Source organism: Candidatus Uabimicrobium amorphum, assembly GCF_009002475.1.
In the GTDB taxonomy this organism is placed as follows: domain Bacteria; phylum Planctomycetota; class Uabimicrobiia; order Uabimicrobiales; family Uabimicrobiaceae; genus Uabimicrobium; species Uabimicrobium amorphum.
In genome coordinates this window covers 7,130,090-7,156,605 of record NZ_AP019860.1, presented here as the reverse complement: position 1 = coordinate 7,156,605, position 26,516 = coordinate 7,130,090, and the positions used below count along the sequence as shown (strand labels likewise).

13 protein-coding genes are annotated in these 26,516 nt (G+C 42.1%); 7 read left to right on the top strand and 6 right to left on the bottom strand.

What is annotated here, in order from left to right; translation table 11 throughout:
* Positions 1-12: 12 nt before the first annotated feature.
* The 3 genes from UABAM_RS25055 to lepB form a co-directional block, all read right to left on the bottom strand.
* On the bottom strand, positions 13-1,023 hold the full coding sequence (locus tag UABAM_RS25055) for a tetratricopeptide repeat protein (protein WP_151970739.1): 1,011 nt from the start codon (positions 1,021-1,023) through the stop codon (positions 13-15).
* A complete protein-coding gene (locus UABAM_RS25050) occupies positions 1,020-1,904 on the bottom strand; it encodes a hypothetical protein (RefSeq protein ID WP_151970738.1) in 885 nt (294 codons plus the stop codon). The genes UABAM_RS25055 and UABAM_RS25050 overlap by 4 nt, the downstream gene beginning before the upstream one ends.
* A 335-nt stretch (positions 1,905-2,239) precedes the next feature.
* Entirely contained in the window at positions 2,240-2,965 is a 726-nt protein-coding gene (lepB, locus tag UABAM_RS25045; RefSeq protein WP_151970737.1) for a signal peptidase I, read from the bottom strand.
* 179 nt (positions 2,966-3,144) lie between these two features.
* On the opposite strand from lepB, the gene UABAM_RS25040 reads away from it, so the two are divergent.
* The 4 genes from UABAM_RS25040 to UABAM_RS25025 all read left to right on the top strand — a co-directional run bounded on the left by UABAM_RS25040 (position 3,145) and on the right by UABAM_RS25025 (position 11,008).
* On the top strand, positions 3,145-4,107 hold the full coding sequence (locus UABAM_RS25040; protein WP_151970736.1) for a YheT family hydrolase: 963 nt from the start codon (positions 3,145-3,147) through the stop codon (positions 4,105-4,107).
* 10 nt (positions 4,108-4,117) lie between these two features.
* Positions 4,118-5,335, top strand: coding sequence for an MORN repeat-containing protein (locus tag UABAM_RS25035; RefSeq protein WP_173013564.1), 1,218 nt, complete (start codon positions 4,118-4,120; stop codon positions 5,333-5,335).
* Positions 5,336-5,496: 161 nt separating this feature from the next.
* Positions 5,497-7,131, top strand: coding sequence for a hypothetical protein (locus UABAM_RS25030; protein ID WP_151970734.1), 1,635 nt, complete (start codon positions 5,497-5,499; stop codon positions 7,129-7,131).
* A 313-nt stretch (positions 7,132-7,444) separates the two neighbouring features.
* A complete protein-coding gene (locus UABAM_RS25025; protein WP_151970733.1) occupies positions 7,445-11,008 on the top strand; it encodes a hypothetical protein in 3,564 nt (1,187 codons plus the stop codon).
* Positions 11,009-11,120: 112 nt separating this feature from the next.
* Here the strand turns inward: UABAM_RS25025 and UABAM_RS25020 are convergent, their stop codons facing one another.
* Positions 11,121-12,074 (bottom strand): MBL fold metallo-hydrolase, encoded by a 954-nt coding sequence (locus tag UABAM_RS25020; protein ID WP_151970732.1) that lies wholly within the window; start codon positions 12,072-12,074, stop codon positions 11,121-11,123.
* A gap of 66 nt (positions 12,075-12,140) precedes the next feature.
* A complete protein-coding gene (locus tag UABAM_RS25015) occupies positions 12,141-12,983 on the bottom strand; it encodes an alpha/beta fold hydrolase (protein WP_151970731.1) in 843 nt (280 codons plus the stop codon).
* A 67-nt stretch (positions 12,984-13,050) separates the two neighbouring features.
* Between UABAM_RS25015 and UABAM_RS25010 the strand changes: the two genes are divergently transcribed.
* Positions 13,051-14,493, top strand: coding sequence for a tetratricopeptide repeat protein (locus tag UABAM_RS25010; protein ID WP_151970730.1), 1,443 nt, complete (start codon positions 13,051-13,053; stop codon positions 14,491-14,493).
* Between the two features lie 71 nt (positions 14,494-14,564).
* Here UABAM_RS25010 and UABAM_RS25005 read toward each other — a convergent pair whose 3' ends face one another.
* Positions 14,565-23,132 carry a CARDB domain-containing protein gene (locus tag UABAM_RS25005; protein ID WP_151970729.1) on the bottom strand — a complete coding sequence of 2,856 codons (8,568 nt, stop codon included), beginning with the start codon at positions 23,130-23,132 and terminating at the stop codon, positions 14,565-14,567.
* A gap of 564 nt (positions 23,133-23,696) precedes the next feature.
* Between UABAM_RS25005 and UABAM_RS25000 the strand changes: the two genes are divergently transcribed.
* Together UABAM_RS25000 and UABAM_RS24995 are read left to right on the top strand one after the other, a co-directional pair.
* Positions 23,697-25,799: a HEAT repeat domain-containing protein gene (locus UABAM_RS25000; protein ID WP_151970728.1), complete on the top strand. Its 2,103-nt coding sequence runs from the start codon at positions 23,697-23,699 to the stop codon at positions 25,797-25,799.
* Between the two features lie 32 nt (positions 25,800-25,831).
* Positions 25,832-26,506 carry a hypothetical protein gene (locus tag UABAM_RS24995; protein ID WP_151970727.1) on the top strand — a complete coding sequence of 225 codons (675 nt, stop codon included), beginning with the start codon at positions 25,832-25,834 and terminating at the stop codon, positions 26,504-26,506.
* Positions 26,507-26,516 lie beyond the last annotated feature (10 nt).

Here is a 26,516-nt window from a genome sequence, read left to right as displayed (position 1 = left end):
TGTCATTCCTCGTTAATCTATTTCGTAAAAAAACAACCATTGGTATGTCGATTTTTGTCGCATTTCCAGAGACGTTTGTCGATTTTTGCTTGCGGCGTCTTTGTTTCCTTGTTTCTCGTAAATAGCAGCTGCAAGTTCGTAAGCCGCAGCCGGGCGTTTATCGGCGGCAATGGATTTATCTATACACTCTAAAGCCTTGGTGTACTTTTCTTGTATATAAAAGACACGCGCCAACCAGAAAAATTGCAATGACTTATCAGACATTTCTCGTGCGATTTTCGCGACTTGTTGCAGTTTTTGTTCATATAAATCGTCATCATCTAGATATTTTTTGGCAACAATCGCTAGATAAAAAGAGGGATATGGTTCCTTGGGTAAAAGCTTTTCGAGTTTCTGTAAAAGTTCCGCAGCGTTTTGCGGTTGTTTTTTGACGAGACCAATGGCGCGTACGACAGACGGTTCGCTCTCTGGTGAGGGAAACTGTGTGGCGACTTTGGCATATAATTCAAAGGCCTTTAAGTTTTGACCCAACTTTTCCGCTATTCTCGCACCCTCGACAAAAAAAGCCGGCATTTCTTGTTCGCGTTCTAGAACAAACTGCACATCTTGCCATGCGCGTTCGTTTTTTCCCAAAGCAGCATAAACTTTGCCGCGCCACAAAATGGCGTGTAGTATGGGAGGAATATGGCCATACGTTTGACAAAATTCTTTGGTAAGAAGTTGGTTAAATACCGTGAGTGCTTCGGAAAACTGTTCGGTGTTCACATGCATTTGCGCCATTCTAATGTACAAATCAGGCGTGGCACTCGCAGGTTGTTTCATGATATCCAAAGCTTTTTGTATGTGGTCGATGGCCTTAGGATATTCGCCTTTGTTTTCGTAGTAATGCGAGCAGATAATAAGGGCTTCGACGTCTTGGGAATTCTTTTCGAGACGCTTTTGCATCGCGGCAAAGACTTCTGGCGTTACCACATGGGCTTGTAGATAGCCAAGAAAAAATAAAGCGAGAATAAAGACTCTCATATTACCTCCTTTAATGTTTTGTTCTCGCGCAAACAACGCGATAGTAAAGGCACAATATCTCCTTCTCGGTCTAGGTATTGCGAAATTATTTTCGCAGGAGGAGATGAAAAACGTTCGCGCAATATTGTGGCATATGGAGAATCATCGCTTTGCAAAATGTTTTCGAGCATCTGCTGTGCGTAAGCAGGCAATGATATTTTATTGCCATTAATATGTATATGGGCCTTTTCGCCATGGATCGTTGCTTCGTATACATTGTTGCGCAACTCATCTTCATTATGCGTCATAAGTGGCCATATGTCATCTAATTGTTCAACTATTTTTCGCAGCAGATAACTAATTGCCACCGTGGCTTTTGTGCACTCTTGTGCATCAATACACCTCACCTCCAAGTATTCGGGATATCCGCTTTGTTGGTTAAAGCGTACTGCTTGGTTGGTAAACAATTTGTAGAATCCCCACAGAGAGTCGCGGTATTTACTGATGACTTCTCTTGGAGTTAGGCCGTCTTGTGTAAAAAAAGGGTTGTGATGACGTAGGCGATCCTCCGCTTTTTGGATGACGCGTTCCAAGGAAAGTGTGTATTGCGAAATTTCATTCAGCGGGAAAGTGTCTTGTAGACAAATGTTCGATTGAAGGTACATTGCATTGATGAGTTGTTGCCTACGACTCCAAACGTTTACTTTGCGTCCGTGAATGCATGATGAAAGGGAAAAGGCATAGACAAAAACAGGTGAAAGTCCCAAAAGGCAGTTGTATAATTTGGGATGTAGTTCTTTTTTTTTGGTACTTATGTTGATGTGATCTGCCGCGGTATAACGCATAAGCGAGTCTGCGGGAAAAACGATATTAAACTCATTCCAAAAAGCATTTTTTCCCATGCCACTTTCATTTTGCCAAATATCGAGATTGGGATCATCTTGCCCTTGATATGTACCGCAACTGTGTACATAGTCACTGGGAGCTATTTCAAAGAGCTTTTGTACTTTTTGTTGTAAGTTTCGCTGCGCTTCCTCAGGAGAGTATTCCTCTTCTCCATTTTGTGTACGCAGTTCAATTAGGTTTTCTTGGTATTCTAAATCTCCGCCGTTTTGTTGTAGTTTGTGGCAAAACTCTTGGTTGTCTTTGATGTTGTAAGCGTAGTAATTTTCGGAACTACGCTGTACAATCCATAATTCTTTCTCGATGCCACAACGTGTTGTGTAATCAGTGATGTTTAATCTCCAAACAATTTGTTAACTTCTACAGATGTTGCTCGCTTAACGGGAAACCATATACTACTTGCTTTTCCTAGAATATTGCTTTTGGGCAACCATCCCCACACGCGGCTATCTTTACTGTTGTTGGTATTGTCCCCCATGACAAAATAACAATCTTTGGGTACCGTGATTTCCGATTTACATGCCCAGCGGTACATTTGGCGGTCAAAACCTACGATTTCACGTCGGTGATTTACGATGGGAATTTCACGCACATGATTGTACTTGATATTCTGAAAAATTTGTGGCTCTTGGAGTTTTTTCCCGTTGATGTACACATGGGGGAATTTCACTCTTATTTTGTCTCCTGGTAGCCCCACGACTCTTTTTATCACAAACATGTCTGGGTTTTCCAGAGATACAAATGCCACAATATCTCCGCGGCGTATGGTGTCGTATTTAATGATGCCTTTCCACGCGAGGATGTGGTCGCCTTTGAATAAATGGAAAAGACTATTTGGATTTGATTTGACACCATTCTTTACAGGTATACCGTAAAAAGTGGGTTCCATGGAACCAGTGGGAATGCGGTAAGGTTCGGCAATTAAGTTGATGAATGTTATATAAAAAGCGCCAAACACTACAATCGTTTTTATCCAATCTTCGGCAACGCGGTATGATTTGTTTTTATGAATCTTATTGCCTTTACTAGATGGAACAAAAGAATGGAAATCGTGTAACATACAAAACCTCAAAAATTATTGACAATAGACTTGACTATTTGTTAGCTGCGATTCAGAATACAGTAGTATTTACAACAAAGTTTACCGCGACATTTTGCGGTAAAGTTATTGTGCAGTTTTCTAACTATAACATTATTATTCAACAGAAAACAATTTTTTCTATATAAAAATATTTTGATATGAATACACCTACTTTTCAACCACATCCACTTTTAAAAGGGGGAAATGCGCAAACTATTGCCGCTGTTTGGTGGCCTGCCACGCGTTTTTTTCCCAAGCACACAAAAAAAACATTTCGCACAGTGGTCGACGCGGAAAATACCTTGATTACGCATAGCCATCTACAACCACAGAATAGCAGTGAGTGCGATGATATTTTATTAGTACACGGTTTTGAAGGTTCTAGTGTTTCAAAGTATATGTTGCGTATGGCCAAAAAGAGTCTACAACGCAAATATAACGTACACCGTATGAACTTGCGTAGTTGTGGAGATAGTATGCGTCTTTGTGCATTGCCGTATCATGCAGGGTTATGGTCAGACGTACTCAAAGTTGCGCAAGATGTACAGGTAGGAAAACGCCTGTTTATCATTGGATATTCTCTTGGTGGAAACATAACACTCAAAATGGCCGGTGAAAAAAAATTACCAGAGTCTGTTGCCGCAATTGCCTCTGTTTGTGCACCGTTAGATTTACAAAAAACTCTCGATCGACTTATCGAGCGCCCGCTGTACCACAAAAAGTTTCTCGGCTATATATGCAAAAACTACGAACGCAAAAGGCGCATTCATCCGCATACATTTCCCCGTTTAGACGCAGCGCCGCGTTCTTTAGTCGATTTTGACGAAAAGGTAATTTGTCGTATATACGGATTCAAAGGGTCACAAGATTACTACACCCAAAGTAGCTGCAAAGATGTTTTGTCGGAGATTGAAGTTCCTACTTTGGCCATTTACGCAAAAGACGATCCGATTATCCCCTGTGAAAATTACGATGATTTGTTGCAACAAAGCGAAAACATCGAAATTCTCGCACCATCACACGGTGGTCACGTCGCTTTTATTGGCGATGGCAAAGTGGCCGAAGATAGCGATCGTTTTTGGGCAGACGAACGAATTTTTTCTTTTTTTTCTCGTTTTTGAGAGGTTTGGTATGCAAATTGGCAAAATATTACTCTATATGTGTATATTGCTATCCACGGTAATATATGCAGACTTGGAGATTCTAAAAATTGAAATAACACGTACGGAAACGCAAATTGCCGGAGATGGAGACCTTCTGCACTACGCGTATGGCAATGTGTATCGAAATTCGATCAATCAATATGGAAAGAAAAAACGCCTTCCATCACTCAATAACGTTTTCCTCGGAGAGTTACGCGATATGCGTCGCCTTTCCAAGATGGGTTGGTATGTTGTGGGAGATATGAGTTATCAGCAGCGTAAAAATTTTCGTTGGGGAAGAAGTTATCGTATTGCTGGTAAACGCTACACTAGTTTTTTAGGGCTGGGAAACCATTTCCCTCGCCGCACGCGCCGCTATAGAAAACATCGCAATCCATTCAACGATCGCAACGATTACTACAACCGCGACAATGATTACGATGAGGAGTACACCGACGAATACGACAACGACGACTATGAAGATGAACGCCGAAACTACGAAGACGATGAACAGTACAGCGACGAGGAATATGACGAGGAATACTACGACGATGAGAGCGATGAGTACTACGATGACGAGGACTACCGTGAAGAGGACGACACGTACGCCCAGCACGAGAATTTGCGAAAGTTTCGCCGTGAAATAAAACGCTTGGCGTTTTTACTCACCACCGAAGAAAACCTAAACACACGCGCGCAAATTTTTGGCGATCACTTTTCTCATATCACCAAAAACCATAACGGTTTGGCAAGAAAAATCGATGCGGCTCTCGCCAAAGAATCACAAAGAACCAAAGGCATATTTTTTTCTACGGCCATTCAACACTGTATTAAAAGTGGCACGACCTATGGCTTTTCTTACTACTTGTCGCGTCTTCATAAACTAGTCAATAATGAAGACACAAGTATTTACGCGCAGAATTATCGCGACGGAAGTCGTTACATGGGAGATTGGGTGTCACATCAACGCCACGGTTATGGAATTCTTACCAAAGAAAGAGGGGCTCGTTACGTAGGCCAATGGCGTTATGACAAGCGCAATGGCGTTGGTTTGTACGAATGGAACGACGGCTCCTTTTACATCGGTGACTGGAACGACGGTCGCAAACACGGATATGGTACTCTTGTGTCGCGCGACGGGCACATTCACCGCCAAGGTTGGTGGCGTAATAATCGCTTTGTTGGAAAAAACTATCGCGAAGATTAATCACCATTTTTTCGTTAGGCAGCCGTGTAACGACGGCTGTTTAACTACCCACTCCTCTTGAGACTACAACCAAATAAAAAACAATTGTTCTACAGACCTACCTTCTAAGAATCAACATCGAGAGCACAAAATCACAACAAAATCTATTCGAAAGGAAAAAAATGCGAGCATTTTTATTCACATCCATCCTTTGTGTCTGCTTACTTGCGCAACCCGTTACCCTGGGAAAGCTCCGATTTGATTTACCGGATAGCGACACCTGGAAGATAAGCCAAACCAGATCAAACAACATAACAATAAAAACAATACAAGGTTCTTCTGACGATATTGCATTGGTGACATATCATTCGATATCTCTCAGGGGGAATTCACTCGCTGGAATTATTCAAACATTGGGTAACAATTTTGTGAGTTCGGGTTTGCGTTTGAGATCTAAAGAACCATTTCGCGTGTCTATGAGAAAATCGCCAAACAATTTACGTTATGCATACCAAAAATGGTATATGAGCGATGAAGGTGGTCGAGGCTGGATGGACTTTTACGCTTTTGAAATGAGAGATCGAACAACAGAAGTGGTGGTGGTGAGTACATATAACAGAAGTCAGAGAACCGCGAATACAATCATTGATAGATTGCTACGTAGTGCAAGTACTAAAACTGTGAGGATTATCGAAGAAAACAGTAATCCCCGCAACACTTCCTTGTTTGTGACATCTGATAGTTCCACGCGTTTTAATTCTATGTCTTTTGACATAGAGTGGTGGAAAAGTGGATTTTCGAGTACCTATAAATATATGAGGCATGCATACGATGGGCAGAGTATTTATTGGGTAAATGCCGACAAAAAATACAGTTTTCATCAAGACGGTGAAAAGGGGGTGTGGGTTTACTTAAATAAAAGTAAAAGTAGTCGTTTGACTGGCATTAATCTCGACACAGTTCGTAGATCCCTTGGTAAAACTGTTTATAACTTTGATAAATTGGAAACGGACCAGCAAGGAAACTTTTATCTCCATGTCGGTTTTGCTTCGAGTAAAAACGGTCCTATTATCACTTGGAAACCACCATACTATCGGCCAAAAGTTATGGTTTCTTCGCGTTACATGCAATCTATCGCAAACAAAATGAACATTATCGATTATAAGCCCGAAACATTTCGCGTTGCACCCAATGGAAATGCATGGATGGTTTCTATGTACAACGGTATCTTTGACATGAGATTTTTACAAAAAAGTGGGGGCGAATGGAATACTGTTGCTGTAAAACCTACTTTCATGACACAAAATGGCAGAGTTCCGACACCTTATCTTGCACACATAAGATGGGGAGCGCCCGACTGGAGAAATGGTTGGATTTTTTACTCTAGAGGATACTTTTGGCGGTTGGCATATACAAATAATCGCTTTGTTGGTCAACCACTGGCAAAGATTAAACTTCCCTCTAAAGATGAAGTTTATTTCAGCAATATGGTAGTGACGAAAAATAACGATGTGTGGTTTGCAACCACCAGTAAACATAGATCACATATTATCACGGAAGACAATTTTTCCACAGTACACTCTTCTTATTCTATCAGTGGTCGGTCGCGTTGGATACGTGTGGGGCTTGGTGGTAACAGAATAAAACTAGGAGAAATTTCCGCAGAAGCTTTGGTCGCCAAATTCAAGCGCGTCGGATTTCGCACCGATAGTACGGTGGTTTCAACAGATCGTATTGCACTGGACTACAAAACCGGTCGATTACTGGCGTACGATGACCACCAAAAATTACTGTACCTAGTTCGTCCGAGAAACTAAGTTTCCAAAGGAAAAACATACATCCGATTCTAGGGCCTGTTCTCTGGAACTACAAAACAAAATGGTTTTGCAGTTTTGACCGTAAGTAATAACTGTACAACAATTTACACGACCAAATTGTACAATTCCAACAGCAAGTTGAAGTAGTTTCATTTTAATAAAACAACAGCGAACTGTTGGGCACGGACATCATTCAAAATATTGTCGTTTTTTCGAGCCCGAGCCCAATAATACTGACGTATCATTAAATGAATCAGTTATATCTGTACGGAATGATGACAGGCCCTACTTACAAAATAATAGGACAACCATTATGGCGAAAAAAACGATAAGCTTACTGTTAAAAGTAAACTCCTATTCTAACATCTGGGAAAGTTTGTGGCGTTTTAAAGAAGATGCCATCGTCGAAGACGTTCTCAAATCTAGTCGTGTCAGAGAAGGCTACTGCACTCTACCGGATGGAAAGAAACTGACAAATGATACTCCTCTTTCTAAAGTGATTAGCAAGAAATACTCTTCATTGCCCAAATTGTACGATCCTATTATCGAAATAGGTCGTTTTTTTGTATTCTGCAAGAAAAGCGAAGTCAATGGTGATTTTTTTAATCATCTTGGTTTCAAAAAGACGCCTGCGTTGATTTCGCGTTTTTTTCCCAAAGATTTACAACGTTCCTTACATCAAATCTCTAACAAAAAACCATTATTTCGAAGTTTATGTGCGATATCCACGGATCGTTTGACATATGAGCCTGGAGACAAGGTGAGTGCCTTCATTATGTTGACAAATGAAGCGTCGCAGTCACAGAAAATACGCTGTTATCTAAAATCGGGTGGTGGCACTGTCCCTAACTCCGAAAAACATCTAGACATTGAGCATGGTCTTGCCAGTGTTGGCTGGGATGGTTTACCACCTGGATATTACACTGCCATCGTTGGTGGGAGTGGTGATCAAAGTGAATGTTCGTTTACTGTAGGGACGTTTTCTCTTTCGAGTGCACAGGCCACTTGGGAGCAACAACCACTACTGCAAAACGAACAGTGGCGAGGAACAGCGCTTCTTAAGTTATACGGAATCAATGTGAAAAATACTGAGGTAAGAGTACGACTAGAAAATGCCACGGATGTTGAGAAACTTATCACAACGAATGAACATGGGATGTTGGAAATTGAATTGCCACAAACCAACTCCGAGGCAACTTACATCGAAGCGCAATGGAATGACTCTGGTTTTCACAGTGTACAACTGCCACTACCTTGCGCAAAGAAGACCTATATCGGGGAAGTGGAGTTGTGTGCTGTACAGCAAGAACATACGCAAAAAGCAGCGGGAATACATGTCGGATATTCTGCAAACAACGAAGAATGTCTACACATAACGAAAATTGTTGGGCGCAAAATTCACATTGTTGCCAATAACGATCTTGAGGTTGCGGGTGTCATTGGGATGTTTCCTGGCGAAAAACACATTGGAGAAGAAGTCCGCAACATAAGTAAAGGACAAAACATCGTTGTCGTAATTCCAGAAGAAGTGAGCCACGGTTACCTTACAATTGGTGCTATTAGTAACGACGGCAAATGTTTTGAAAAATTGCTTCCCGTTTTTGCAAGTAACGACCTGAAAATAAAGTCTAAAATGGCCAAAACCGTAACCGCGGGTAGTAAAGTACCGTGTACTATTACGACCAATAGCGATGAACCCACAGCGGTTGCAGTGATTGTTAAGGATGCGCGCTTGCACTCCGGGGGTGGTTTGCCAGCGGCTGCGGCGAAAAAACGCATCGAACGCCTAGAAGAAGAATGGCAGCAATTTGATGCAAAAGAAAATAAGTTTTCTGAGTGTTATTTTGCGGGATGTTTGCACGTGATGGAAGATATTACGCGTTTGGGCGGTGGTGGTTCCGCGTTTGCGATCGATGATGTATATGGGGTTACGGCACAAATGTCAATACCAACCCCGTTCTCTGCCTCTCCACGATCGGGTAGTGCGGAAGTATATGCTCCGACAATGCAGGTTTCTTGTGCACCTTTAGAAATGAACGGATCACCAATGCAAATGCGCGGTTTTCCAATGGCCGGAAGCATGAGTACACCCGCCCCTATGGTGAGTAATCGCACACAAGTTATCGCCTATAAACAAAACACTTTATTTGCCGATGTGATCATTGTCGAAAATAGTACCACTATTACTCTCGATGTACCAACAGCGCCCGCAGGTTATACGATTGAACTTCTCGCCTTGAATTCACAGGGATGGGTCGTACATCACAATCACTTTCAAGCCCAGCAAGCAATCGAAATTCACACCTCCAGTTTGCCTAGTGGTGTCTCTCCACAAGATAGCATTACTGGTTCGATTGCAGTCGTTGCACAGTCTGCTCATTTTCATTTTACCGTTTTGCGCGACAATATACCCTTTCCTTGTATTTTAGAAAACGGTACTATTGTCGATGGTCCTATGGAATGTGAGTCGGGAGAGCCAGTCACCATACTTTTAGAGGATCTACAGCCAGGGCACTATACATTTACGGCAAGTAACGATACCCATGAGTACGTAGAAAAGTTATGGATAAAGCCGCTTAATCGCATTTGTGAACGTGTACGGCGCTTAATTATCTTGGAAGAGGGGCAAGGATTTCACCACGACGAATGCGATCACTTATTTGATATAAACTTTGTTGAAGACTTCAATGAAGTTACCAAAACATGTGGGCAGGCCATCGCAAATTATGCACACGCTTGTTGTGAACAAACCGCAGCAAAAATGCTCGGCGCCTTTCTTGCTTGGTGTGTGGGCGATGTCAACGAAAAGTCGCAATCCATGTCCTCTTTATACCAAGGATTAAAACGCTTGCAAGGAATGTGGACGAAAAATGGATTTACGATGTACCCCAACCACAGTAAACCTTGTGGTTATTGGGGACCACTGGCATATCGTCATTTACTTACGATGCAACCACTATCGCAAATGAATATGCTTGATATGGACATGAGTAATTTATTAACAGAACTCGCCACTCTGACACAAAAAGCCGAACAAGTATATGGCGAAGCGAATGAAATCAAGTCGTGTCGTGATGCATATATTAATTTACAAAAGCAACCACAAACTTCTTTAGAGTTTGTCTTGCAAAATTGGCAACAACAACAAGATGCTGACTTTATATACGGAGTAGCAAAAGCCGATGACTCCAATGCGGTAGATCTACGCGCACAAACTTGTTTTGCCGCAGCAGTACTACTTAGTGACGAACAACAAAGCCAACAGCGTCAACAAGAGCTCAACGGTACCTTACAGTGGTTGGGTAAACAAATGAAAGAGGGCGGGCGCTTCTATAGCACTCCCGACAGCGCAGCATTGGTGGCGTTATTGATGAGCCTGACCAATAGTGATTTTGTACAAGGTGGCGAAGTATGTCTCGATGATCACGACGCATTGCCCGTCGTCGAAGCAAATAGTATGATCAAAGATTCTTTACCACAGAATGTTTTTTGTAGCAAAGGGAGAGTGCAATTTTTGCTAGACGCCGTTTACGAAACGACCATACCCGAAAGCTCCATCGAAATAGGGCGAAATCTACTACAAAAAGATGGCCAAACAATTCGCAAGGCCGCCGTGGGGGAGCATGTTGATTTAGTTGTGGATAACGGTGGTTACAAAGACGGAATGGTTGCGCATATTGCTTTGCCTCCATGTATGGCTTTTGAAAAAGGCGGAGCGCGTTTACAATTGTTTGAGCATGATTTTGCGGGGGAAGACCAATTACACATTCGCTGCAAGTTTATCGCTGAACCTGATCAGGAGCAACACGGTATGGTGGTCATACGCAATATGTATGATGAAGAAGTGTGCCAACCTCTGGAAATTGTTGTTAGTTGATTGATACGTCCGAGAAATTAAGTGTAAAGTAGAAACATGTAAATGCAAATGGGTTAAGCAATTCTGATTTTACCGGTTGCTTAGCCCATTTACGTTGACAGGTTTACCATTTTCATTTTGAAATAAATTTCGGAAAAGAGCTGTATTTTTTGTAGACCTTACCATCGTGTGCAGGAATGATTTCGAGATGAGGATATTTTTTCGACAACCAGTGTAATTTGACGATCATGTTACGTGTTTGTTCTTCATCATGGTCTGGTTTTACAAGGCATCTTACCAACCATGCTTTTTGAGTTGGAATTTCAACTCCTTCAATGGCCCAAGTGGTATCTCCCGAAAAAAACATGCGCCTTCCCGAGGGAAAATTGACAAACATGCCGACGGAGCCAGGGCTATGACCTTCTAAAGGAACTAAGATGACAGAACCATCGTCGAAAATATCTAAACTACGTGTAAAATTTTCATAAGGTATGTCTTGAAAAGAAAAAAGTTTCCAGTTAATCGTACGTGGATGAATTTGTTTGGGAAGTACATGAGGCGGAAACATGGACTTTGCCCATAGCAGTTCATTTTTTTGTATCCATACTTGTGCATGTGGAAAATCAACAATACCACTCGCATGATCCCAATGCAAATGTGAAGGGATGATCATTTTGATATCCATGTCATGAGACGCTAATTGCGTTGAAGCAGCCTGTGTTTTGTTGTAAGAAAGTATCATCTGGTGAAAACAGCAATTGTCGGCAAACTGTTCGTCAATATTTTCACCAAGACCTGTGTCGAATAAAAAAGTTCCTTGGGGGTGTTTCACCAATACGGCCACAAAGACTGTTTCGTGGGAGCAAAAAGTTCGTCCGCCATCAAAAATCATGGATTCAGATGAAAAAGTATTACCGGTATGTATGAAGGCTATGGAAACATCTGTCGTTGCGGAAGTTGTCGCTTGGGTAAACGTATCTCTATGATATTTTCTGGTATCAATCGCTCCTGAACAGGAAATGTAAAGTAGTGCACATATCAGGAACAACTGGTGAATATATTTATTATTTTTTGTTGATTTACACACCGCAAGTCTCCTAGTTTTGAATTCGACAAATAAGATGTTTATGGTTTGTAGCCCAAGTTATGAAATCTATGTAGATAAAAAGTCACGAATCGTTTGGTAAAAGAGCTGTGGCTCGTCGGCATGGGTCGAATGTCCCGATTTTTCAAAAATGACCAGTTTAGAGTTAGGAATTAAAGAGGCGATCTCCTCGGAGTACTTCACCGGAGTAATCCAGTCGTATCTACCGACCAAAACCAGCGTTGGTATCTGTAAACTTTTGAGTTGTTCGCGAATATCGTATTTCCAAAAATCTCCCTTTTCGCGATCAAAAAAAGCATTGTGCGTTTCGTAGTGGTAGTGTTTGGTATTCAAAAATTCGCGTATTTCGCTTTGCGAATGTTCGCCTTTGCTGTACAGTGGATAAATACGCGCAAAAAAATCTTTATACTCTTCTTTGGATACAAACCCGCCTTCAAAGCCGCGCATCATTTCTTCGTAGGTCATCCCACCGCGTCCATCCTCCAGGGCATTTTCGATAGAATCCTCAACAAAACCATACCAGCTAGACGTTCCCCTTAAAACTAAATGACTTACCCTTTCGGGAAAAGCAAGTGCGTATAACATGGCAATAAACCCACCGTAAGATCCGCCAAAAACACTCATTTTTTCGATTTGTAGGTCCGCACGTAACGCTTCCACGTCTTGGATAAGTTGTTGGTGCGTATACGTACTTTTGTCTGTTTCTTGCGAAAGACCACTGCCGCGTTGGTCATAGTAAATAACGCGGTGATCTTTACCTAAAGGGCCGATCCATGTTTTAGGTTCTCGAAAATCACTCACCCCAGGACCACCGTGAATAGTAAAGATCACCGGTGAACCCGAACCTTCGTCGAAAACTCTTAGTTGTGCATCGTTGATTATTTTCTCCATGATATTCTCCTACTCTGATATACTAAGAAGTAAAAAAGTAAAATAGTTTTTATTTAATGGAGTTGTTATGCGTTTTTTCGTTACATTGTTATTGACCGGTAGCATTGTTTTTGCCCAAGAAACAACAGATGAGGTGACTTTGTTAAAAGAACAAATTCAGATGCTGCAAAAACAAAACCAAGAACAACAGCTACACTTTGCACGTCTATATGCGATGAGCTTTCACCAACAAGCCTTAGAATATTTTCGGCTAAAAAATTATACAAAAGCTATTTCCTCTTGTGAAAAGGCTCTGGAACATAATCCCAAACACATTCTTTCTTTGGAATGCATGGGGATGAGTTATATTCACTTGCAAGATTATGAGCAAGCCACAAAACATTTTCGCAAAATTTTAAATATAGAGCCTGACCACTCGGAGAGCTTGATGCATCTTGGGGAGGTCTATTTCTTCCAAAAAAAATACCAACAAGCTTTGGAATACTTCTCTAAAGTACTAGAATTTTATCCAAATCGGGAACTCGTATACTATAACCGTGCGCTTACCTACATGAAGCTGGGAAAAAATGATCTTGCTCATGGCGATTTCTCATGGATTATCAAACACAATGCCAACAGTGTTGCCGCGTATCAAAATCGCGGGAATATTCATTGGACAAAAAAACAATACCGAGAGTCAATCAATGATTATACAAAAGCAATTGAACTCAACAGAAACAAGTTATTTCACAACTACTACGATTTGAGAGGGTATGAAACATCTCAGCAATACGACATTATTTTATTACAATTGCATGCTTCTTACAACAATCGTTCTCTATGTTATGAAAGCCTCAAACAATACCAACAAGCAATTGATGACCTGTCACAAGCAATTGCATTGCGTCCCACACATATATTGGCGTATCGCAATCGCGCGAGAAACTTAATGGCTTTGAAAAAAGCACGCCTAGCAGCCGCAGATTTAACAAAAGCGATTGCGATCGAGAAAGAAGTACCCTACCTCTATACTGCGCGAGCTAAAGCTTATAAGGATTTTTTGGATTTACAATTTACAACTCCTCCTCTGAGTACGTCATATGAAGCCAATAGAGCTGCCCTAAATGACTACGCGTCGGCCATTAATTTGAACCCCAATGACTACGACGCTTACACGGAAAAGGCATTTCTTCATTACGAGGAAGATCAATTTGTATCAGCGGCACGATGTTTTACGAGTGCCATTAGGCTAAAACCCCAGGTTGTCGAAAACTACAACAATCGCGGTTCTTGCTATTATTCATTACAAAAATACGAAGACGCTATGAACGATTACCAAAAAGCACTACAGTTGCGACCTAAATTTGTCTTGGCTCATCGAAATATCGCTCGAGTTTATAAACGCCAAAAAAAGTATCGAAAAGCTATTGAACACTGGCGAATATTAATGGACCTCAAACCGAGTTTAAAAAGAGAACTCGAAGACGATATTCAAGATGCGGAACGTTATTTAAAAGAAAATGAAAAGTAAATTTAGACAGGATTAACAGGAAGAACAGCATTATATATTTTTTATCCTGTTCTTCCTGTCTAAAAATTTAATTAGCGTTGGTTCGCTTCTTTGAGTACTTCGTCAATTGAGCGTCCTGTGCGTTTCGCGACAATCTTGGCGAGATGGTTAAATTCCGCAGTATTGATGATCTGTTTGCGAACATAGCGACCGAGATCGGCAGGCTGAACGTTTTTGCCCATCTGCACCGCAATTTCAGAACGGATTTGTTTAAAAGCCTCTCCGGTAATTTCACCGTTTTTCAAAGCATTTACCGTTGCTTCCATGGCGGCGGCAGATCCTTTGTTGCTAATTTGTTTTTGAACAGCCGCGCGCAACTTTTTTTCGCCCTGTTCACGGAAAATTTTTGCGGGACCACTCGTTTCAATTTTCTTAAAGGCGTCGGCCAGCTTCTCCACCACTTCCTCTTTACTAGAACCAATCGCTTTGAGCATCTGCTCTCCTTGTTCTAGAGGAATTTGCCCTTTGGCCACTTTGTCAAAGATCTCTTTTCCTTTTACCAAGGTGGGGTCAAGATAAAGATCGGGGTCCATACCGTATTTTTTGAGACGCGTCGTAATGGCTTTGTCATATTGCTTGGTTGCCTGACGCATACCTTCTGTGGTATTTTTTACCGCATCGCCGGTTGTTTTCTGAAACCAGTCGGTGGATTTCGTCTTCATCGTTTCGGTAAAGTTGTTCAACTGTTTTTTACCGGTAACGCTGACATTTCCTAATCCACCTTCAAAGAACTCTTCTACGGTTAGGTTACCTATATCATAAGCTTCATGGTGTTTTGCAGAGGTAACCATCTGATCCATGCCGTCTGCGAATTTATGGGCATCGTCCATGTTTTTGAGTTTTTGACCTGGATGAGCCTGTTCCCATAAGTTCTTTTTGTAGACGTTGTCACTCACTCTATGGTCGATATCCATGGTTTTGTAACGCGGATTTCCGGCTTTGGCCAGGGCATCGTCTTTGATTTTGACACGATAGGTAACGTCGCGGTCGCGGCCGACGGTGCGTTTTCCTCCTTTTTTGTTGGTCGGAGCAACGACATCTACCTCTAAGTCATCCACGTCAAGTCCGTGTTTTTTGGCAAATGCCTGAACATCGTCTTGGAACTCGGTCAACTGCTTGGGGGTCATCCCCATTTCATCGGCCATTTTACTTAGTTTTTTGGGATCTTTGGTCTTGAGTACATCGTCGAAATATTTTTTCACACCTTTGTCCGTTTTTTGGTAAAGTCCCTTACCGGTTGTCGGATCGTCCAGGTAGTCGATCATTTTATCGCGGACCGATTGATTGACACCATCTTCATTGATCAAACGCTGGGCAGTTTTATCATGCTGAAGTTTCTTACTTAAGTCGGCGATTTCATCTGGATCTGTTGCCTTGTTGAGCTTTTCAATCAACTCGCGGGCCTGTTTTTCATCCGCAGCTTTGCGTAAATGGGCGGCTTTGCCTGCATCTGATTTGCGAAAAATGTCTCCGGCAGTATCGGCCATCTCATCCATTTGTTTCTTGACCGCATTTCGCCCCTGCTTTTTAAATTTATTAATCGTATCAAAGGCTTTGTCAACAATCTTTGGATCAAGTTCTTTACCCGCTTTTTTGAACTGTTTAATCAAGGCGTCCTTGAACTCGTCTCCACCGTGACGATAGGCTTCCGCAAAACTATTGGCAAATCCTTTAAGCGCTTTCCCTTTACTGTAGAGCTGTTGCGCGGCAGGTATTCCAACGCCTAAACTACGCATTACTGTTTCAAAGGCATCTACTTGACGACCACTGAGAGCGGTTCTACCGGTGACAATCGCGTAGACATCGAGCACTTCACCAGCATACGGTAGGGCTTCGATAATCTCTTCGGCAAATTGTTGGTCAGCGGTTAACTTATCGACAATAGCCTCAGCTTGCATCGAAGATGCTTCATCGTATTTTTGCAAAGCCTTGGCACGTTTGCGCATACCATTAATCACTGTCTGTGGATCGTTGGAGGCAAGAAGTCGCAACCAGTAAATTTTGGTGAGGTCCTTCATACGTTCGCGCCATTTTCTCAACTCCGCGGGATCTGTCGGCGGATCAGGAGCGACAAAGCCGAGGTTTTGCAAGAAACTAGGCATTTTTCCGTCAACGGGAGTTAAACGATCGCAGCGTTTTAGTAGAAGGTCGCGGAATTGTTCCAGGAATTTATCCATGGTCTTGCCTTTGAACTTACGTCCAAAGTTGTTGTACCAGAATTTTGCGAGAAGTTTCGCCTCCAATTCCTTGAATTCTTTACTGTCTGGACCGAGCTTCAAGATTCTCTCATATTCCTCTTTGGTCATTCCTTCGGGAACTTTAAAGATCGTTTTTATATTCGGTCGGTTGGGACAATACCAGTCCTTGCGCTGACGGTTGTGATTGAACCCTTTGGGAGCGGGCCTACGACGTGGATTACGTTGTGGATTGTATGTCGGTCGTCTATACTTTGTCGGTGGCTCAAACCCCGTAGGAGGTTCTACTTCATTTTCTTCTGGGATTTCTACGGGCAGAGGTGTCGGTGCTTGTGGCGTATCGTCTGAATCGTCGTCGGCATCTTCTGAACCACCATCACCTGCGTCTTCATCTTTGTCCTTTCCTTGTGGATGATTTTGTTTACCTTGAGGTGACTTTTGATCTTTTTTGTCGTTTTTGTTTGGCTGTTTACGTCCTTTACCACCTATTTGATTATTTTGTTGCGCAGGCTTTTTGAGCTTGTCTTTTTCCTTGTTATGTTGATCAGCTGACTTGTGCGGTGTATGTTTATCTTTTTTGTCATGCTGAACTTTTGTATTGTTGTGTTTGTTATTTTTATTTACGTCGTCATTATTTTTTTGTTGTTGTTTTTTCTTTGCACTTTTTTTGCCGTTTTCATCATTGCCTTTATCCGTATCGTCCTTGTCCTGATCTTGCGGCTGTGCAGAGCAATGGACAAGGATCTTCTTTTTTTGCTGAAGTCCATTGCTATCAACAACAACTGTCTCGACGTGACATTCACCAAAAGTAAGATCCACCTTGCCCGTCCACACGTTGTTGTTTTCCATCAAGCTCTGCCACGGACCGTTATTGACTCTCACTGCCACTTTGTCCATATTTTCAGCAGAAACCAAAATATCTATGTGGCGGTTGTCGGTTTGTGTTTGGTCTTTGGGATGGATTACCTTAAATTCCGGGCGTTTTCCCGCGACAACGACAGTGCGCTTTTCACTAACACGATTTCCTCCAGAATCCGTCACTTGGAAATGTAGTGTATGGCTACCTGGTTGTAAACGAGCTTTACCAGCATAACCTTCGCTCGTTTTGTAGAGTGGTTTCATGGCGCCATTGTCGACGGACACATCGATGCTGATGATTCCGGCATCGTCGGTGGCATTGGCGAGCAATTCCATAACATTTTGATCGCTGTTGAAATTATTCGTAGGCTTTATTACGGTCAAAACCGGTGGTGTATCCTTACCTGGAATCTGGACATTGATAATCGCTGTATTGTTTCTGCGGTTACTTTCCCCAAGAAGGTTATCTGGATCAACAACTATTCTCAGACTATGACTTCCCGCAGAAGCAGGCCAAGTAAACTGGAAAGATGTTTCGTCCATCATGCCGGGCGGAGCAATCATTTGTCGCGTCAACTCTTTTCCTTTGGTTCCCGGAACCGCCAAGAACATCGCAATTTCTAAGCGTTCGCTGGGACTAACACCAAGGTTGAGTACCTTACCGTGGATCACCACTTTTGCGCCTTTGGCTAAATTGGCAGGCATGACCGCATTGAGATCTTGTGACGAGATACTGTAATCCGGTGCTTCGGTGGAGAATCCCTTATTGTTTTTGTAGAGGCGTTGTACGGCATCTTTCCGCGATGTACCCACCATAAATGTGTCGGTGTTCAGTAGACGAGTTTTTAGTTGAAAATCACTGGAAATCGCATAATGGGCGTAGTTGAGAAAACGAGAGTTAATCTCCAATTGATTGCTGCTTCCTGCTCCCCAGTTTAACGTCGTTGCCGGTAGCGAAAAGCGGTAGTTCCCCTCGGGAATTTGTTGCTGCAATTGTCCGACAATTTTGCCATTTACCACAAGATCCAGGTCATGTTTCTTGTACTTAGTGCGATGCTTGGGAATCGAGAAGTTCATCTCTAGCCACGCATCGAGCATATTCGTCGGTTTCCATTTACCGTTTTCCATAACCGAGCAGTGATCTATTTCCCCGTCCATACCTACATCGGCCTGTACAAAATCAATCTCACTGTCACCATCGGTATCTTGCCCGAACCATTTGGTGTTATTTAGGTCGTCTAATACGCTCCAATGGTCTGGCTTTCCATCGCGATTGGTATCCCGAGGGTTGGTTTTATGACTCCAGTCAATATAAGCAGGATCTAGGTACTGGCCAACTATGCGCCGCGCAGCTCGAATCGCTGAGGACATGTCATCCGGTTTGCCTGTCACCGGATCAATCCCCGCCATCATATTGATGCGGTAAATCTTCTCTCCTGGTTTCAAGCTGGTTTTGAAATCGACAGGAATAGAGGTTGCAATCGATTTGGCGACAATTTGGTCCTTGCAAGAGTGAAATCCTTCGTAGAGTTTGGGGAACACTTCAAAACGCAGGCGCTCTCCCTTTTTGCACAGACCATGCTTCATTTCGGGAGAAATCTTTACTTTGTCGTGAACGGAACTGACATTTAAATCGGTTAACGTGTCACCTTCATTGGTCAATTCAAAAATTTTGCCTAGGCCCTGATGGTTCTTTGGGGTGACATCCTTCCATTTTAATTTCACCAACGGAATACGTACTTTAACTTTTACTTGTGCCTGATCGGAAAATCCATCTTTCGATTTAATAAAGATAGGTAGTGTATGATCTTCCTTGAGTACATCCTGAGCACTAAACCCGAGTAAGAAAGTTCGTTGCTCACCGGGCGCCAATTCGACAGGACTTCCTTTTTCACCATCACCAATAAATTCGGCCAATAACTTACTATTACGCGGTAGTTCACATCGCAAACGCACTATGCGTTTTTGCGCGGCATGATTGCGAACACTCACCGGAATTTTTTGGTCATAATCGCGTTCAATGGTACCGCCATATTGCGATTCGGTAAATGCCAATCCTTTTACACGAGTTACTTGACGGATCGGACCGGGAAGTTTGCCGCTAATGGGTTGAATTTGGTATACTTTTCCCGCTTCAAGATGGGTAATGCGCACCTGACGTTTACGACCATTTGCTCCGACAATTTCTTGCCATGGAATTTTTGCGTCACCCGCTAAACGATATTTCACGCGACTGGAACCAAACTTGCCACCATCCCAAGAGATGGTCACGTCTTTTCCGGTGATCACCGCGCCGTCAACTGGTCGTAAATTGAAGTAATCAGAAACGCGCACTTTACGTGTGGCACGTTTTGTTTTACCTGTCGAATCTACTGCGGTAGCAAGAAGTGTACACTCACTACCAGCTAGACGATACCACGGAACACTAAACTCATAAGGGACTGTGTAGTCGGTTCCCACGCTGCGTCCATTGACTTGGAGGTTTACCGATGTGATTGGTTTCCCCTCGAAACTAATTGCCGTGACGCGTACGGGATGATTTTCATGAATCAACTGACCTTCGCCAGGAGTGGACACCAAAACATGTATTCCCTTGCGTATGGGTTGTCCTGTTGCTTGTACCCACATTTCTCCGCGATAGCTACTGTGTTTGTTACGACCGTGATAGTGAATTTTGTAAAGACCTTGTTTGGGAAAGTCTAGAGTTTTCTTGGCACCTTTCGTTAAGGTGGCATCTGTGTGGCCGTCATTGTTAATATCAAGTGCAATATTCGCGGACGGTTTTACACCACGACAACCAACAGCGGTAAACGTTACCTTCGTTGGATCGACGGGATTGGTTTTCCACTCCAGATTCAGTAACGTTAAGGCGACACCTTTTTTGGCAACCATAATCCAGTTAGGGATGATAGAGGCTTGATTGTTTCCCCATTCACGGACGGTAATGAGGAGTTCCATTGGACCTTGTGTTTTAAAATTTCTCGCGATGGAGTGTCCAGCATAGGCATTGAAGTGAAGAAACGGTTTTCCGGTGCGGATATCTTTGACATGAATGGAAGACTCTAGTGGTCCTCCAATCGTTAGTGCATACTCACCCTTTTCGGGAATGCTAACGCGATAACGTTCGACATCTCCCACATGTTCTATTCCACAGGTTCGTGCTTCACCTATTTTTAAAGGCACAATAGGGCTTTTCGCCATGTCAGCGGTTTCACCAGGAACAGCGCGTTTTAGAGTGACTTTCATGGCATAGTCCCAAGCACAAGCACCGTTATTTCCCCAGTCGGCGACTTTAATGTAGTAGATACCTGGGAGTACGTTCCAGTTCACCACAGACTCATGATTGTGATAAATGTTTCTATGTCCGACTAGCTTTCCCTTTGCGTTGAAGAGGCGCACGTCTAACTCTGGTCGCGCTCTATTCCACACTTCAAGCGTTCCGGGTTGATCAATCGTTACTTGATACCAATCCTGATCCCCTACGGGATGTATGTTATCTCGAACCAACACTCCCAGTTCTATTGGGGTTGCTGTTTGCATTGTTTCATTATGTTGTAGGCGCTCTAGTTCTGCGGCAGGGCTAAACCAAGTTTTCAATTCATAAGGAAATGGTGACCAGCCATTGTTTCCCCACTCTGTCATTCTATAATATACTGTTTGTGCCCGTTGAAATCCGTAAGCCATGTGTGTGCTGTGTTTCGCATAACTATTGACATGCCGTAAAAGTTTTCCCTGCGCGTTGTATAAACTACCAGAAAGTTCACAATCCCCGTGCTGGTAAATATTCAACATACCCTTACTAGGTACATATATCGTATAAACATCTTGGTCGTGTACGGGATTAATCGTTCCGTAAATACGCTTATCCAACTCTAAGTGTCGTAAAGAGACAATTGGTTGTCCGGGAATAAGAGGCAGATCATCAATTCCGTCGTCGCTAATAAAACGGATACGTATATCGTAAGGATCTAATGACAGCCCATTATTTCCCCACTCACTAATTTCGATATAATACACCCCAGGTTGTATCTGAAACTCATTTTTTCCTCCGTGACCTGTGTACATATTCAGATGACCAACCACTCTGTTGTTTTCATTAAAAACGCGTATGCTACGCTCAAATTTTGAGTTATACATACTGACCAGTTGTACCCGACCGGGACGATCTACTTTGACGCGAAAAAAATCCTTATCTCCGACAGGAAAAATCAGCCCGCGCATATGTTGTCCGACGCTGATGTCTCTAGCCAAAGCCTTATTATCATTTGGTTCCAGTGGATCAGCAGCCGTTTGCGATGTCATCTTCAGTTTAAACTCTTGCGGAGAAAAACCATTGTTGCCCCATTCCAAGATACGGATAAAATATTTTCCCGCTTTGTAGTGTCCCACCCAACGAATATCATGTCCCGCATACTGATTGTAATTGCCGATTACTTTTCCCGCGGCGTTCATTACCTGCATGCTAATTTCTATAGGAAGTTTTGCCATAAACAAGGTCACTTGGGCGGGCTCTTTTAGCTGAAATGAAAACCAGTCTTGATCTCTAAATTTACCAATTTTTAGAGATACCGTATTGCCTGGGCGCAGCAACTGTGCCTGCTCTTTGCTATTATTTGGTTCATTTTCACTGAACTCTTTGATCTTGTTTAGCGTTACAATTTTGCGGTTGCGAACTGCCAAAGACAGGGATTGTAATGTAGGATGATACCCCTTTGCGGTTACCCGTGCAACGACTTCGTTGCGGCATGTTGTGCTGAGAACTTTGTCTTGGTTGATTGGGTTCACCACTCCTAGTTTGAGTGTGGAGAATTTTGCTAGACCATTTTGATTGCTCCTACTCACCGCAATTTTTGCCTGAGGATAACTCTCCCAAAGTTCAACGTTAGCACCGCCAATAAAATTTCCATCGTCTCCCTTGACGATCACCGCCGTTGTCAGTGGTTTAAAAATAGGATCGAGTTTAATTACGATATTATTTTTTACGGCCTTGTGAACAAAGAGAGCATGATAATCTTTAAACCCTTTTGCAACAATTCTCATGGAGTATGTTCCGGCAGGAACGGGAATCGTGGTAACATGTCCTTCCCAATTAGGATTAAAGTTCAATTTCGCGGCAAAAGAAGAATGAACTTTTACACTAGTCAAATAAACACGAGCATGAGGAATGGATTCTCCACTCATAGACGCCACTAGTTTTAACTTAAGAGGTGTAAGAACCTCTGGAGTGAGAATCACCGTGTGTGGTGGCCTTTTACCGTTTGGTATCGCAAGTTGTTTTTCATAGTGATTAAATCCAGGTTGATCGCATCGTAGTTGATAATTTCCCTCGGGAAGTCCATCAAAAACCACCTCTCCCGCAGGATCTGACACCGCTTTGCGTCCACCAATGTAAACCGTTACGTTCGCAAGTGGATTTTTATGACTAGACGAGACTACCTTGACCTTAAACGGACCTGGTATGGTCTCCGCAATAAGGATCATTCCATAAAAACTAAAAAACAATATGAGGAATAAACAATATCCCTTGAACCGTGAATAACTAAACATCTTTATCCTCCCCTTATAAAAAAATGTGACGGTTGCATAAATGAAATTGTTAATGGGTAAATCTCATTTATATAACTTAACATTTTCACTATTGAGCTGCTGTGACAGATTATCATTGTAAAGCTACTATGAGTGATCGACGAATAAAGTTAGGCGCTGAGCTACGACAACGTTTGTATATGAGTATTTATCATGAAAGCAGTCAGCAACGCATCACGTCGCTTGCTTTCACTACTCACAATCTGATAAAATAATTATGCAAAAGACATTTTTACACTATTTGCAAAAAATAGGCCAATCGAACAACACGTATGCGAATAACATTCTCTACTATTCAGGAGCGATATTGTGGTTATTTTTACGCTACTATCCATGTTGATAGCAATTACTTTTTTCTACTGTATTTATTTGTCGATAAAAAATCGAAAAACTCCTATTGTGCTTTGTCTCGTACAGCTTGCTTTATTTTGTATTTTGCATATGTATACCTACCACTACATTGACCCAAACCACTATCGATTCTCTGGGACAGAGGCTCCTCATATCGGTAATTGGATCCAATTTGTGCTAATACACGTACTACGCGCTGCCGACATTCTCGATTTTTTGGAAGAATTTGACATTATTGGCCAGGCGATACGTCACAATAGTTCATTTTCGGGTATCATTATTATTTCGATGCACTGGATTGTAGACATATTTCTTCTCTCGGCATTCGTACGTTGGGGAAAGCGTTACTTTTTGGAAGAAAAATTTGATTTTGAGTGGCATTGGGGCAAGATGAGCTTCATCGTCTTTTTTTATTTTGTATACACAAACACCAATAATTGGAGCATGTCAGATACCTTAATTTTTTGGTTTTTAGATAATATATATCGAGTAATTGATGTGGGAGATACCTTTCAAATTTTTAACTGGTCTTTACACAATGCGGAAAAATCTATTATGTCGTCGTGTATGGCGTTGCTATTTAGGGCATATGTTTTTGTCATCATCGGCAAAGGGATTAGCCGCTTAGCAGAACGATTAGGCGATCGCGGGCAAGGGACGTCTCCTTTGAATCCTTTTTCACGTAAAAATTTACCGCTGGTCATTAATATTGTGTTACTCGTGACGATTATTTTCGTCGTGGAAGTAAAAGAACCATTTCCGCGTATACAAAAACAATTAGACAACGACGATTCTTACCATCGAACAGGAGCGGCAAAGGCGATGGAGTTTATGGGGGACAAAGCCATTCCTTCTTTACTAATCGCATACGTCGATTCCAATCAAGAAGTAAGAGAAGCCGCGGAAAGATCTCTCCGAGGAATTGACCGAAATTGGTATGTGCGCGAGGAAACGAAAAAATTCATAGACGAAAGAACAAAATTTCTGATAAGCGGAGATGATCCCATGAACTTAATGTCTCTGGTTATGATAAATTATGATGTGAAGTATGCCAACTACCTGGCCATACAGAGACTTCATCCTAGTCATGATGTACGACGTAAAGCGCAAAAAAATATGCAAAGCATCAAGTGGAAGTGGGAAGATTTAACCGCTGCCGACACGCGTTTTTTCTATACGGTGAACAACGCCTTGACAAGTAATTCTGACGATCGCAAACTGCATGCCTTAAAGATTTTAAAACATACTCCTGGAGAAAGACCGAGAAATACAATTGATGTGTTGCTAAAATGCTTGAATGACAGAACGTTTGGTCGATGGGCGATGCGTGCCCTTTGTAGTGCAAAACCGTTGGAAAAAGATGTTATCTCTCGCGTATTGAATTTTCACGAATGCGATAAAATCGCCATTGAGATGCTAAAGAAAAATGCACAAGAGGACTTGCTTGTACCAATGTTAATACTCGAAGGGGCACAGTACCGAGAGTGGCTTGATGAAGTGTACCCCCAGTGGTATAAAAACCAAAGCCATTTGATGCACTTTTTCGATGTTTTGGAAAGCGAATACTACGACGCCGAATTATGTAAATTCTTCCTCGATGCTTTGGACCCGATGTGGTTAAAACAAAATGCCAAAGAGAATATTCCTCGTCTGTATCCCCTTGTTGTTCACAAAGAAAAAACAATTCGCAAGTTAGCCTTTGCGGTACTCGACAAAGTCGATGGAAAATTTGAATATGCCTCTTTGTCTAAGCTAAAAACCATTGATTTGTTGACGGAATGCGTATTTGGCAAGAGTAAATCTATACGTAGAAAAATGCACAGAATATTACATCGAAAAGACAAAGAATGGAATAAGAAAACCGACTACTTGCGCAGCTTTATCATAAGTATGGTTTCTAGAGACGTAAAAAGTTATCACCGCGGAGTCAAATACTTGAACAAACGTGTTGCGAATTGGAAATCAGCAAAAGAAGCGCTGATCGCTACCAAAGATGTTTTGGATCGTACTTTTGCCAATGATAAAGTTACCATAGGTAAACTATTCTTAAAAGAAATGAATGTGGACTATGATTTGGAAGTGCGATTTGACAAGGCAACAAAGGCCCAGCGCTATTCGATGTCACTGATGAAAGATAACTTGTTGAAAAAACGATTGGAGGCTGTAGGAGTAAAGTGGACTAGCTTTTCTGATGAGAAGAATAGGTTTAGGCTCAAAGACTATGAGTATAAGTATAAGAATATGTACAAGTATAAGTATAAACATAACAGAAAATAATAATATTCGCGACTTTTAATGAAAGATAAAAAATGAATAAGATAGAAGTCAATCCACAAATCACAAACTTTGTTTTGTTTAGTGGTGGTGGAGGTTTAATTTCCCGCGAACAGTTGTTAGCACTTACCGCCGGGACAAATCAAATTGTTATACGTGAAGTCCCTGCGAGTTTCGACCCCGAAACTTTGGTGATTGATTTTGACCAACCCAACGTAAATATATCAGAATTCGTCATAAAAAAACCGAATCGTCAATATGTCGACGATAACCTAAAACGCGAAGGCGCTTGTGCCGAAAAACTCATCCAAAACTCGGTGGAGATAGGCAATCGCCGTCCCGAAATTATCGATGTATGCGAATCCGTTATGTTGCGCACGTATCTAGACGAAGAAGTCTACTTGGTGATTTGTCTCAAAACCGACAAAGAGATCTCCACAAAACTTACTATGTCATACTTCATTGATGACACACGTTTTAGTTGGAAGCCAACCATAACCGTTGAGCTAGATGAAAACGGTGAAACCGCGATGGTAAAAGGTTTTATCGCCATCACCAACGAAAGTGCCAAACGTTTTGAAAATGTAGAGGTTTCTTTCGCTGATTTTGCGAAAGACATGGGAGAAGATGCCACCAATATGCGTCTAGAACCCAAGAAATTCAAAGAAGAAATGCGCAAAAAACGCGTCCGAATGATGAAACTGAAATAGGAGATTTGCA

Coding starts and splice junctions, on each gene's coding strand:
- UABAM_RS25055 (WP_151970739.1), bottom strand. CDS start 1,023: ATGAGAGTCTTTATTCTCGCTTTATTTTTTCTTGGCTATCTACAAGCC.
- UABAM_RS25050 (WP_151970738.1), bottom strand. CDS start 1,904: ATGGGAAAAAATGCTTTTTGGAATGAGTTTAATATCGTTTTTCCCGCA.
- lepB (WP_151970737.1), bottom strand. CDS start 2,965: ATGTTACACGATTTCCATTCTTTTGTTCCATCTAGTAAAGGCAATAAG.
- UABAM_RS25040 (WP_151970736.1), top strand. CDS start 3,145: ATGAATACACCTACTTTTCAACCACATCCACTTTTAAAAGGGGGAAAT.
- UABAM_RS25035 (WP_173013564.1), top strand. CDS start 4,118: ATGCAAATTGGCAAAATATTACTCTATATGTGTATATTGCTATCCACG.
- UABAM_RS25030 (WP_151970734.1), top strand. CDS start 5,497: ATGCGAGCATTTTTATTCACATCCATCCTTTGTGTCTGCTTACTTGCG.
- UABAM_RS25025 (WP_151970733.1), top strand. CDS start 7,445: ATGGCGAAAAAAACGATAAGCTTACTGTTAAAAGTAAACTCCTATTCT.
- UABAM_RS25015 (WP_151970731.1), bottom strand. CDS start 12,983: ATGGAGAAAATAATCAACGATGCACAACTAAGAGTTTTCGACGAAGGT.
- UABAM_RS25010 (WP_151970730.1), top strand. CDS start 13,051: ATGCGTTTTTTCGTTACATTGTTATTGACCGGTAGCATTGTTTTTGCC.
- UABAM_RS25005 (WP_151970729.1), bottom strand. CDS start 23,132: ATGTTTAGTTATTCACGGTTCAAGGGATATTGTTTATTCCTCATATTG.
- UABAM_RS24995 (WP_151970727.1), top strand. CDS start 25,832: ATGAATAAGATAGAAGTCAATCCACAAATCACAAACTTTGTTTTGTTT.